This is a genomic window from Klebsiella sp. 141240 (assembly GCF_050600805.1).
In the GTDB taxonomy this organism is placed as follows: Bacteria; Pseudomonadota; Gammaproteobacteria; order Enterobacterales; family Enterobacteriaceae; genus Klebsiella; species Klebsiella aerogenes.
In genome coordinates this window covers 120,468-132,776 of the sequence record NZ_JAQIRK010000002.1, presented here as the reverse complement: position 1 = coordinate 132,776, position 12,309 = coordinate 120,468, and the positions used below count along the sequence as shown (strand labels likewise).

Here is a 12,309-nt window from a genome sequence, read left to right as displayed (position 1 = left end):
GCCTTCATTAACGCGTCGCCGTTAATATGTAATCCAGTATATGGGGATGTATTCCATACATTCAACGGCGGGAACACAGGAAAAATAAAAGGGGGGATAAAATCCCCCCTTTTTGCTTAACTGCTTGTGTCGATTGGCGAATTATTCGCCAGATGCCTGCTGCGCTTCCGGCTTGCCGTAGATCAGCAGCGGCTTGCTCTGACCTTCGATCACCGACTCGTCAATCACCACTTTTTCGACATCTTCCATGGACGGCAGATCGTACATGGTGTCGAGCAGCGCGGCTTCAACGATTGAACGCAGACCACGGGCGCCGGTTTTACGCGCCATCGCTTTCTTGGCTATCGCATCCAGCGCTTCATCACGGAATTCCAGCTCTGCGCCTTCGAGGCCAAACAGCGCCTGATACTGTTTAGTCAGGGCGTTTTTCGGCTCTTTCAGGATCTGAATCAGCGCTTCTTCACTCAGTTCATTCAGCGTCGCGACAACCGGCAGACGGCCGATAAATTCCGGGATCAGACCAAACTTGATCAGATCTTCCGGCTCGACCTGCGCCAGCAGCTCGCCTTCGCTGGCTTTGTCGGATTTCGCTTTAACCGTCGCGCCAAAACCAATGCCGGAGCCGGTTTCTACACGATGGGAAATCACTTTGTCCAGGCCTGCGAACGCGCCGCCGCAGATAAACAGAATCTTGGAGGTATCGACCTGCAAGAACTCCTGCTGCGGATGTTTACGCCCGCCCTGTGGCGGAACAGCGGCTACGGTGCCTTCGATTAGCTTCAGCAGCGCCTGCTGAACGCCCTCGCCGGACACATCGCGGGTAATCGACGGGTTATCCGATTTACGGGAAATTTTGTCGATTTCATCGATGTACACGATGCCGCGCTGCGCTTTCTGCACATCGTAATCGCATTTCTGCAGCAGCTTCTGAATGATGTTTTCCACGTCTTCACCCACGTAACCCGCTTCGGTCAGCGTGGTGGCATCGGCCATAGTAAACGGAACATCCAACAGACGCGCCAGCGTTTCAGCCAACAGCGTTTTACCGGAGCCGGTCGGCCCGATCAGCAGAATGTTGCTTTTACCCAGTTCTACGCCATTGCTGGTGTCGCCGTTGCGCAGACGTTTGTAGTGGTTGTATACCGCCACGGCCAGCACTTTTTTCGCCTGTTCCTGGCCGATAACATAATCGTCCAGATGGTGGCGAATTTCGTGCGGCGTCGGCAGCGCGCTGCGCTCGCGGTGCGGAGCGACTTCTTTAATCTCTTCGCGAATGATGTCGTTACATAAGTCAACGCATTCGTCGCAGATATACACGGATGGCCCGGCGATCAGCTTACGCACTTCATGCTGGCTTTTGCCGCAAAAAGAGCAGTACAACAGTTTGCCCGAACCATCTTTGCGTTTATCTGTCATGAGTCCAAACCTCTTCTTAAGTTCTTTGTGCCGCAGATGACGACGCAAATGCCATTCTCAGGCGCAAGTCGCGATCACGCGTTGTGCCGCCCAGTAGTTAAAACAAGTATAGCGGCACCCTTACGCCACGGGCATCAATTACGATGGGTCAAGATGGAATCAACCAGGCCGTATTCCACCGCTTCCGACGCCGACAGGAAGCGGTCACGCTCGGTATCGCGCTCGATCTGCTCAAGGGATTGACCCGTATGATGCGCCATCAGTTCATTCATGCGCCCTTTCACTTTCAGAATTTCACGGGCATGGATTTCGATATCCGTCGCCTGGCCCTGATAGCCGCCCAGCGGCTGGTGAATCATCACGCGGGAGTTCGGCAGGCAGAAACGCTTACCTTTCGCCCCGGCGGTCAGCAGGAAGGCGCCCATTGAAGCCGCCTGCCCCATACAGATAGTGCTGACATCCGGCTTGATGAACTGCATGGTGTCGTAAATTGACATCCCGGCGGTGATCACGCCGCCCGGAGAGTTAATGTACAGGTAAATATCTTTTTCTGGATTTTCCGCTTCCAGAAACAGCATCTGCGCCACGATCAGATTAGCCATGTGGTCTTCCACCTGGCCGGTCAGGAAAATAACGCGTTCCTTGAGCAGACGGGAATAGATATCAAAAGAACGTTCACCGCGTGAGGTCTGTTCAATGACCATCGGCACCAGGGCCATATGGGGTGCAAAGTTATCTCGTTCGCCACTGTATGACATTTCCGTCTCCTGGATTAATTTTGAAAAAACCTGCTGCACTGATTGTAACCTTATGGACGGATTATCAGCCAGAGTTTCTATCCGCAGGGCACTGATACGTTGAGCTGGTCATTATTTCTGACGCTGCGGATGCAGATACGTCCCCCGGTTATGGGGATGGCGCAGCCATAATTCAAGCATAACAACCTTTTGGAGTAACGCTATCACTGAAAATGTGTTTTAGCACTCATCCTAAGCCTATCATTGCAATAAAAAAACCCGCAGCCTTTCGGCAACGGGTTTTTGCGCGAACTTTAAACAGCCGGGCGAAATTACGCCTGCTGGTTCATCAGTTCGTTGAAGGAAGTGGCTTTTTCAGACACTTTAGCTTTCGCCAGCACGGCTTCAACAGCCTGCTCTTCCAACGCCACGTTGCGCATGTTGTCCATCAGCTCTTTGTTTTTGCTGTAGAACTCAACCACTTCTGACGGATCTTCGTACGCGGAAGCCATCTCTTCGATCAGGCCTTTCACACGCTCTTCGTCAGCTTTCAGCTCGTTGGTGCGAATCACTTCGCCCAGCAGCAGGCCAACAACTACGCGACGTTTAGCCTGCTCTTCGAACAGTTCGCGAGGCAGTTCCAGAGCCTGTTTCTCATTACCGCCGAAACGCTGAGCAGCCTGACGACGCAGTACGTCGATTTCGCTGTCGATCAGAGCAGCCGGAACGTCGATGTCGTTCGCTTTCACCAGGCCTTCGATAGCCTGAGATTTAACGCGGTTACGCACGGCGCCTTTCAGCTCGCGTTCCATGTTTTTACGCACTTCAGCGCGCAGACCTTCTACGGAACCATCTTCAACGCCGAAACGTTTGATGAATTCAGCAGTCAGTTCCGGCAGTTCGCGTTCTTCAACTTTTTTCAGGTTGATAACGAACTTAGCGGCTTTACCTTTCAGGTTTTCAGCGTGGTACTCTTCCGGGAAGGTCACGTCGATGGTGAACTCTTCGCCAGCTTTGTGGCCTTTGATACCGTCTTCGAAGCCCGGGATCATACGACCCTGGCCCATCGCCAGTACGAAGTCAGACGCTTTACCGCCTTCGAACTCTTCGCCGTCTACGGAACCGGTGAAGTCGATGGTAACGCGATCTTCAGCGTCAACGGCGCCTTCTTTTTCTTTCCAGTTCGCCTGCTGCTTGCGCAGGGTGTCCAGCATGCCGTCAACGTCAGCGTCGGTGACTTCAACAACCGGTTTTTCAACTTCGATTGCGTCCAGACCTTTCAGCTCAACTTCCGGATACACTTCGAACTCTACCGCGTAGGTGAAGTCTTCGCCCAGCTTGTATTCGCCCGGAACGTAGTTCGGCGCGCCGGCCGGATTAATTTTCTCTTTGATGATCGCGTCAACGAAATGACGGCTCATCAGGTCGCCCAGCACGTCCTGGCGAACGGAAGCGCCATAACGCTGAGCAACAACATTCATCGGCACTTTGCCTTTACGGAAGCCGTCAATGCGAACTTTTTTCGCTACGTTGACCAGCTCGCTTTTGACAGCATTCTCGATGCTGTCAGCGGCGATAGTAATCGTTACACGGCGCCCAAGGCCCTGAGTGGTTTCAACTGAAACTTGCATCTTGTTACCTCAAAAAAATCACAGTGCTCGGTCAACTCTGGAAGCGCGTGTAGGTGGCTTCGCAGAACCGGGATGCCCTCTTCAAATCAGAAACACATTCCCTGTCGTCAGAATCATCCCGAAGACATTCATATATAAGACGCGGCATTATAGCGGCATCACTTTTGTGAGTCGAGAACGGTTGTCACCCACTGCTGCGGGGTTTTTCACATTTCCCGCTCAAATTTGTCTGCAAAAGCGCGAACTTTGCGCATTTTCCAGGCAAAAGAAAACGGCCCGCAGGCCGTTTTTGCTAAATCTTCACGCAACATACTGGAAAAGCGCCAGCGGTTGCAAATGTGATTTTTACGCGATGCTCCCCGCTCCGCGGCAGGGCGGAGAGGCAAAGACGGTATCCTGTAGCCCTTCCCACTCTTTAATCGTATAGGTATGCAGCGCCAGCGCGTGCACGGTGCTTGACAGCTCCTCGGTCAACGTACCGTAAATCATACGATGACGATTAAGGAAACGTTCGCCGGTGAAGCGGTCGCTCACCAACACCACTTTAAAATGACTTTCAGAGCCCGCAGGGACGTTGTGCCGATAGCTTTCATCCACGACTTCCAGATACATCGGGTCGAACGCTGCTCTAAGTTTTGCTTCGATCTGCTCACGTATCATCATGAATTTTCTCCTCCGACAACGCTGAGATGCCGCCTTTCCCTTTAAATGTTAGCCGCTTTTACCGCTTCCATTGGCAGAAAACAACAAAAAATTAGCATTCCTCTGATATTTTCACGCAAAAGTATCAGGTTTACTGATATCTCCAGGCCAAATCGCCACCGGAAATGGGACGAGGTCATAAAACGCACAACACGATGATTTTCCACTCGTAGCCACTTCCCCTCACCGTTGGCGATGTTATGATGGCGGGAATTTTCCTTAAACACCCTAACTACTTCGAGTTGCAGAAAAAAGCGCCCACGATAACCCCGTAGCGCCTGAAACCTGAATTATGACGGGTATAACAACACCGTGCGTTGAGACCCTGAACATGCTGAAGAAAATTCTATTCCCGTTGGTCGCGATGTTTGTACTGGCAGGATGCGCCACTCCACCGACGACCATTGAAGTATCACCGAAAATCACCCTGCCGCAGCAGGATCCGAGCCTGATGGGCGTTACCGTCAGCATTAACGGCGCGGACCAGCGTACCGATCAGGCGCTGGCGAAAGTCACCCGCAACAACCAGTTGGTGACCCTGACCGCCTCTCGCGACCTGCGCTTCCTGCTGCAGGAAGTGCTTGAGAAGCAAATGACGTCGCGCGGCTACATGATTGGCCCGAACGGCGCCGTCGACCTGCAGATCATTGTTAACAAACTGTATGCTGACGTCTCACAGGGCAACGTGCGTTACAACATCGCCACCAAAGCGGATATCGCCATCGTCGCCACCGCCGCTAACGGCAACAAGATGACTAAGAACTACCGCGCCAGCTACTCCGTTGAGGGCGCTTTCCAGGCTTCCAACGAGAACATTGCTAACGCGGTTAATAGCGTGCTGACCGATACCATCGCCGACATGGCGCAGGACACCAGCATTCACGACTTTATCAAACAAAACGCTCGTTAATAAAATAGCAGGCCCGGTTCACTCCGGGCCTGCTCTATATGCCATGTCCAATCACTACTTGCGTATTTTTCAGCAGCCCAAATCAGCTATTTTGCTGATCCTCGGCTTTGCCTCTGGTTTACCTCTCGCACTGACTTCCGGCACGCTGCAAGCGTGGATGACCGTTGAAAATATCGATTTAAAAACTATCGGCTTCTTCTCTCTCGTCGGTCAGGCCTACGTGTTTAAATTTTTGTGGTCGCCATTAATGGACCGCTACACGCCGCCTTTTTTAGGCCGCCGCCGCGGCTGGCTGCTGACGACTCAGCTTGCGCTACTCGTCGCCATCGCCGCGATGGGCTTTCTTGAACCTTCAACGCAGTTGCGCTGGATGGCGGCGCTGGCTGTAGTTATCGCCTTTTGCTCCGCGTCGCAGGATATCGTCTTTGATGCCTGGAAAACGGACGTCCTCCCGGCGGAAGAGCGCGGCGCCGGTGCGGCGATAAGCGTGCTCGGTTATCGTTTGGGAATGCTGGTTTCCGGAGGGTTAGCGCTCTGGTTGGCCGACCGTTGGCTGGGCTGGCAAGGTATGTACTGGCTGATGGCCGCGCTGCTTATTCCTTGTATTATCGCCACGCTGCTGGCGCCGGAGCCCAGCGACGTCATTCCGGTGCCTAAATCGCTTGAGCAGGCCGTCGCCGCGCCGTTGCGCGATTTCTTCGGTCGCAACAACGCCTGGCTTATTCTGCTGTTAATTGTCCTTTATAAGCTCGGCGATGCCTTCGCCATGAGCCTGACCACCACTTTCCTTATTCGCGGCGTCGGTTTTGATGCCGGCGAAGTCGGAATGGTGAATAAAACGTTGGGCCTGTTCGCCACCATTGTCGGCGCACTCTACGGCGGCGTGCTGATGCAGCGCCTGACGCTGTTCCGCGCCCTGCTGATCTTTGGCTTGCTGCAGGGGGCCTCCAACGCCGGATACTGGATCCTCTCGGTCACCGATAAACACCTTTATTCGATGGCGGCGGCGGTATTTTTTGAGAACCTGTGCGGCGGGATGGGCACCGCGGCGTTTGTTGCGCTGTTAATGACGCTGTGTAACAAGTCGTTTTCCGCCACTCAGTTTGCGCTGCTGTCGGCGCTGTCGGCGGTAGGTCGCGTTTACGTTGGGCCGATTGCCGGCTGGTTTGTCGAAGCGAACGGCTGGCCGACGTTTTATCTTTTCTCCGTCGTTGCCGCCGTGCCGGGGATTTTGCTCCTGCTTCTGTGTCGGCGTACGCTGGAATATACTCAACGAACGGAAAGCTTCTTGCCGCGCACGCAATACCCTCAGACTTACGCCCTGGCGCTGGTTATCCTGGCGGTAGGTTGTTTGATGCTGGCGATATGGCTGCTGCTGTTGGCGATGAACGCGCTGGATTACACCTCTTTCTCCTTCCTGCCAGGCCTACTGGAAGTCGCCGCACTGACCGCTATCGGTGGTATTTTGCTCGGCGCTGTTCTGGACTATATGGCGCTACGCAAAACGCAGCTGATTTAATTTTCGCCAAACCGTTAATAGCCGTTTTAATTACCCGAGGTAATTATAACGGCTTATTAGCGATTTTATTTTCCCTGGGAGCTGATTTGTTGTTTTGTGCGTTTTAGATTTCTGGAAATTATTGACAATTTTTACGCGATTCTTTAATTAATTTAACCGATTCAGCAGCGTTACTTTATTTTAACGTTTTCTTTATGTCTTTTATTTGATAATTAATTGTTAATTATTTGTGTTATTTTTACGATGTTTATACTCGTAACTCCATAAGCATTCCCTTTCTTATCCCTTTCGTTATAGATCCAGCGTAAATCAGGCTTTGCAAGCAATTACGTCACATTCCGTAACATATGTGACAATCCAAGCAGAACCCGCTAACACAGAACTGACACAGATCCAATCGTGTTTACAGTAATGCAACCTTACCGTAAAATGCCCATACACTTTAAACGCCACCAGATCCCGTGGAATTGAGGTCGTTCAATGAGACTCAGGAAATACAATAAAAGTTTGGGATGGATGTCATTAATCGCAGGTACTGTATTACTCAGTGGTTGTGATTCTGCGCTCCTTGACCCAAAAGGACAGATTGGACTGGAGCAACGCTCTTTGATTCTGACGGCATTCGGCCTGATGATGATTGTCGTTATTCCCGCCGTCTTAATGGCAGTAGGATTTGCCTGGAAGTATCGCGCGAGCAATAAAGATGCGAAGTATAGCCCGAACTGGTCACACTCCAACAAAGTTGAAGCTGTGGTCTGGACGGTTCCTATTCTGATCATCTTGTTCCTGGCCGTTCTGACCTGGAAAACCACTCACGCTCTGGAGCCAAGCAAACCGCTTGTCCACGACGAGAAAGCAATCACCATCGAAGTTGTATCGATGGACTGGAAATGGTTCTTTATTTACCCGGAACAGGGTATCGCTACCGTCAACGAAATCGCCTTCCCGGCGAACGTACCGGTACACTTTAAAGTCACTTCCAACTCCGTGATGAACTCGTTCTTTATTCCGCGCTTAGGTAGCCAGATTTATGCGATGGCCGGGATGCAGACTCAGCTGCACCTCATCGCTGATGAAGCAGGCACTTATGACGGTATCTCCGCAAGCTATAGTGGCCCTGGCTTCTCTGGTATGAAGTTCAAGGCTATCGCCACCCCGGATCGTGCAACCTTCGATCAGTGGGTAGCAAAAGCGAAACAGTCCCCGAACTCCATGGACTCCATGGCTGCATTCGACAAAGTGGCTGTGCCTAGCGAAAACAACAAAGTGGAATACTTCTCTAACGTGAAACCGGATTTGTTCAAAGACGTTGTTAACAAATTCATGTCTCACGAGAGCATGAACATGTCTAAACCTGAAGGCGAGCACGCTGCGCACGAAGGGATGGAAGGTATGGACATGAGCCACGCGGAAACCGCTCACTAAGGGGCCGAGGAAGAAAACGATGTTCGGAAAACTTACACTGGATGCAGTGCCCTACCACGAACCTATTATCGTGGTAACGGTTGCTGCAATCATCGTCGGGGGACTGGCGATACTGGCAGCGATCACTTACTTCGGTAAGTGGTCCTACCTATGGAACGAGTGGCTGACGTCCGTCGACCACAAACGTCTCGGTATCATGTACGTTATCGTGGCTATCGTCATGTTGCTGCGTGGCTTTGCCGACGCCGTTATGATGCGTAGCCAGCAGGTGCTGGCTTCAGCCGGGGAAGCAGGATTCCTGCCGCCTCATCACTACGATCAGATCTTTACCGCCCACGGCGTTATCATGATCTTCTTCGTGGCAATGCCATTCGTTATCGGCCTGATGAACCTGGTGGTTCCGCTTCAGCTCGGCGCGCGTGACGTTGCGTTCCCGTTCCTCAACAACCTGAGCTTCTGGTTCACGGTTGTGGGCGTGATTCTGGTTAACCTGTCTCTGGGCGTCGGTGAGTTCGCACAGACCGGTTGGCTGGCGTATCCGCCGCTTTCGGGAATTGAGTACAGTCCTGGCGTAGGGGTCGATTACTGGATTTGGGCGCTGCAGCTCTCCGGTATCGGTACTACCCTGACCGGTATCAACTTCTTTGTGACCATTATCAAGATGCGTGCCCCTGGCATGACCATGTTCAAGATGCCGGTATTCTCCTGGGCATCTCTGTGCGCCAACATCCTGATTATCGCCTCCTTCCCAATTCTGACCGTCACCGTCGCGCTGCTGACCCTGGACCGCTACCTGGGCACCCATTTCTTTACCAACGATATGGGTGGCAACATGATGATGTACATCAACCTGATTTGGGCCTGGGGTCACCCGGAAGTGTACATTCTGGTTCTGCCGGTATTCGGGGTCTTCTCCGAAGTCGCAGCGACCTTCTCGCGTAAACGTCTGTTTGGTTACACCTCGCTGGTGTGGGCAACCGTCTGTATTACCGTTCTGTCGTTCATCGTTTGGCTGCACCACTTCTTCACCATGGGTGCCGGCGCGAACGTAAACGCCTTCTTCGGTATTACCACCATGATTATCGCAATCCCGACCGGGGTTAAGATCTTCAACTGGCTGTTCACCATGTACCAGGGCCGCATCGTCTTCAACTCGGCGATGATGTGGACTATCGGCTTCATCGTTACCTTCTCCGTTGGTGGGATGACCGGCGTTCTGCTGGCGGTACCGGGCGCAGACTTCGTACTGCACAACAGTCTGTTCCTGATTGCGCACTTCCATAACGTCATCATCGGCGGCGTGGTATTCGGTTGCTTCGCAGGTCTGACCTACTGGTGGCCGAAAGCCTTTGGTTTCACCCTGAACGAAACCTGGGGTAAACGCGCATTCTGGTTCTGGATCATCGGCTTCTTCGTGGCATTTATGCCGCTGTACGTGCTGGGCTTCATGGGGATGACCCGTCGCCTGAGCCAGGACATCGATCCGCAGTTCCACTCCATGCTGGTAGTTGCAGCATGCGGCGCGGCGCTGATCGCTTGCGGTATCCTGTGCCAGCTGATTCAGTTCTACGTTTCTATCCGCGATCGCGATCAGAACCGTGACCTGACCGGCGACCCATGGGGCGGCCGTACTCTGGAGTGGGCAACCTCTTCTCCACCGCCGTTCTATAACTTCGCAGTCGTTCCTAACGTTCACGAACGTGACGCGTTCTGGGAAATGAAAGAAAAAGGCGAAGCGTACAAGCAACCTGCGCATTATGAAGAAATTCATATGCCGAAAAACAGCGGCGCGGGCATCATCATTGCTGCATTCGCAACGGTGTTTGGCTTCGCGATGATCTGGCATATCTGGTGGATGGCGATTGTTGGTTTCGCCGGCATCGTAGTGACCTGGATTATCAAGAGCTTTGACGAGGACGTGGATTACTACGTACCGGTTGCGGAAGTCGAAAAACTGGAAAATCAGCATTTCGATGAGATTAACAAAGCAGGGCTGAAAAATGGCAACTGATACTCTTGCGCACAATGCCCACGCGCATGAACACGGGCACCATGATACAGGACCGATGAAAGTCTTCGGTTTCTGGATCTACCTGATGAGCGACTGCATTATCTTCGCTACGCTGTTCGCAACCTATGCCGTTCTGGTGAACGGCACGGCTGGCGGCCCGGCGGGTAAAGATATCTTTGAACTGCCGTTCGTTCTGGTTGAAACCGCACTGCTGTTATTCAGCTCCATCACCTATGGCATGGCGGCTATCGCCATGTACAAAAACAACAAGAGCCAGGTCGTTTCCTGGCTCGCCCTGACCTTCCTCTTCGGTGCAGGGTTCGTTGGTATGGAAATCTATGAATTCCATCACCTGATTGTTGAAGGTATGGGTCCGGATCGTAGCGGCTTCCTGTCAGCGTTCTTCGCGCTGGTTGGTACCCACGGTCTGCACGTCACCTCCGGTCTGCTGTGGATGGCGGTGCTGATGGTTCAGGTATCGCGTCGCGGCCTGACCAACACTAACCGTACCCGTATTATGTGCCTGAGCCTGTTCTGGCACTTCCTGGACGTGGTGTGGATCTGCGTGTTCTCTGTTGTTTATCTGATGGGGGCGATGTAATGAGTCATTCTACCGATCATAGCGGCGCTTCTCACGGCAGCGTGAAGAGCTACATGACAGGGTTCATCCTGTCGATCATTCTGACGGCTATCCCGTTTGCAATGGTTATGAGTGGCTCTGCCTCGCATGCAGCGATTCTGGGAACCATCCTGGTCACGGCTGTGGTGCAGATTCTGGTACACCTGGTGTACTTCCTGCACATGAACAGTAAATCAGACGAAGGTTGGAACCTGACCGCGTTTATCTTCACCGTAATCATCATTGCTATCGTAGTTGTCGGCTCCATCTGGATTATGTGGAACCTCAACTACAACATGATGATGCACTAAGAGCGGCGAGTATGTTTAAGCAATACCTGCAAGTAACGAAACCAGGCATCATTTTTGGCAACCTGATCTCCGTGATCGGCGGTTTCCTGCTGGCCTCCAAAGGCCACATCGACTATCCGCTGTTCGTCTGGACGCTCCTCGGAGTATCCCTGGTGGTCGCCTCGGGTTGTGTTTTCAACAACTACATCGACCGTGATATCGATCGTAAGATGGAACGGACGAAAAACCGGGTGCTGGTCAAAGGGCTGATCTCGCCAGAATCATCGCTGGTATACGCCACCTTGCTGGGTATTGCTGGCTTCATGCTGTTGTGGTTCGGCGCCAACCCGCTGGCCTGCTGGCTTGGCGTGATGGGGTTTGTGGTTTATGTCGGCATCTACAGCCTGTACATGAAACGCCACTCCGTCTACGGCACGCTGATTGGCTCACTCTCCGGCGCTGCGCCGCCGGTGATTGGCTACTGCGCGGTAACCGGTGATTTTGACAGCGGCGCGGCGATTCTGCTGGCGATCTTTAGCCTGTGGCAGATGCCTCACTCTTACGCCATCGCGATCTTCCGTTTCAAGGATTATCAGGCGGCGAATATTCCGGTTCTGCCGGTAGTGAAAGGTATCTCCGTCGCGAAAAACCATATCACGCTGTACATCGTGGCCTTTGCCGTGGCAACGCTGATGCTTTCCCTTGGTGGTTATGCCGGATACAAATATCTGGTCGTCGCTGCCGCCGTAAGCGTCTGGTGGCTTGGCATGGCGCTGCGCGGGTATAAAGTGGCGGATGATAAAGTCTGGGCACGTAAGCTGTTCGTCTTTTCCATCGTCGCCATCACCGCGCTGTCAGTCATGATGTCTGTCGATTTCATGGTGCCGGATTCACATAATCTGCTGGCTTACGTCAGATAAGATTACGCTAATGTGAAATGAAAAGAGCCTCCGCTAGTCGGGGGCTTTTTTATGCGCCAACATCGGATTACTTCATTAATACCGCCCTCCCCTCACTTTTCTACTTCATTTTCTTCACTCATCACGCAG

General features: G+C 52.7%; 11 protein-coding genes. 7 read left to right on the top strand and 4 right to left on the bottom strand.

The window, feature by feature from the left end:
* Positions 1–141: 141 nt before the first annotated feature.
* The 4 genes from clpX to bolA all read right to left on the bottom strand — a co-directional run bounded on the left by clpX (position 142) and on the right by bolA (position 4,447).
* Positions 142–1,416 (bottom strand): ATP-dependent protease ATP-binding subunit ClpX, encoded by a 1,275-nt coding sequence (clpX, locus tag PGQ95_RS03635; RefSeq protein ID WP_015704591.1) that lies wholly within the window; start codon positions 1,414–1,416, stop codon positions 142–144.
* Between the two features lie 134 nt (positions 1,417–1,550).
* Positions 1,551–2,174, bottom strand: a complete 624-nt coding sequence (gene clpP, locus PGQ95_RS03630) for an ATP-dependent Clp endopeptidase proteolytic subunit ClpP (protein ID WP_003021624.1) — start codon at positions 2,172–2,174, stop codon at positions 1,551–1,553.
* Positions 2,175–2,485: 311 nt separating this feature from the next.
* A complete protein-coding gene (tig, locus tag PGQ95_RS03625) occupies positions 2,486–3,784 on the bottom strand; it encodes a trigger factor (protein WP_015367952.1) in 1,299 nt (432 codons plus the stop codon).
* Positions 3,785–4,129: 345 nt separating this feature from the next.
* On the bottom strand, positions 4,130–4,447 hold the full coding sequence (gene bolA / locus PGQ95_RS03620; protein ID WP_015367954.1) for a transcriptional regulator BolA: 318 nt from the start codon (positions 4,445–4,447) through the stop codon (positions 4,130–4,132).
* Positions 4,448–4,817: 370 nt separating this feature from the next.
* Here bolA and PGQ95_RS03615 point away from each other — a divergent pair, with 370 nt between their 5' ends.
* From PGQ95_RS03615 to cyoE, 7 genes are all read left to right on the top strand, one after another.
* Positions 4,818–5,396 carry a lipoprotein gene (locus PGQ95_RS03615; RefSeq protein ID WP_032705501.1) on the top strand — a complete coding sequence of 193 codons (579 nt, stop codon included), beginning with the start codon at positions 4,818–4,820 and terminating at the stop codon, positions 5,394–5,396.
* A gap of 43 nt (positions 5,397–5,439) precedes the next feature.
* A complete protein-coding gene (gene ampG / locus PGQ95_RS03610; RefSeq protein WP_087860377.1) occupies positions 5,440–6,915 on the top strand; it encodes a muropeptide MFS transporter AmpG in 1,476 nt (491 codons plus the stop codon).
* A 480-nt stretch (positions 6,916–7,395) separates the two neighbouring features.
* Positions 7,396–8,340 (top strand): cytochrome o ubiquinol oxidase subunit II, encoded by a 945-nt coding sequence (cyoA, locus tag PGQ95_RS03605; RefSeq protein ID WP_015704588.1) that lies wholly within the window; start codon positions 7,396–7,398, stop codon positions 8,338–8,340.
* 19 nt (positions 8,341–8,359) lie between these two features.
* Positions 8,360–10,351 (top strand): cytochrome o ubiquinol oxidase subunit I, encoded by a 1,992-nt coding sequence (gene cyoB, locus PGQ95_RS03600; protein ID WP_015704587.1) that lies wholly within the window; start codon positions 8,360–8,362, stop codon positions 10,349–10,351.
* Positions 10,341–10,952: a cytochrome o ubiquinol oxidase subunit III gene (locus tag PGQ95_RS03595; protein WP_087860378.1), complete on the top strand. Its 612-nt coding sequence runs from the start codon at positions 10,341–10,343 to the stop codon at positions 10,950–10,952. The genes cyoB and PGQ95_RS03595 overlap by 11 nt, the downstream gene beginning before the upstream one ends.
* Positions 10,952–11,281: a cytochrome o ubiquinol oxidase subunit IV gene (locus tag PGQ95_RS03590; RefSeq protein ID WP_015704585.1), complete on the top strand. Its 330-nt coding sequence runs from the start codon at positions 10,952–10,954 to the stop codon at positions 11,279–11,281. The genes PGQ95_RS03595 and PGQ95_RS03590 overlap by 1 nt, the downstream gene beginning before the upstream one ends.
* A gap of 11 nt (positions 11,282–11,292) precedes the next feature.
* Positions 11,293–12,180 (top strand): heme o synthase, encoded by an 888-nt coding sequence (cyoE, locus tag PGQ95_RS03585; protein WP_015367961.1) that lies wholly within the window; start codon positions 11,293–11,295, stop codon positions 12,178–12,180.
* The last annotated feature ends 129 nt before the right edge of the window (positions 12,181–12,309 follow it).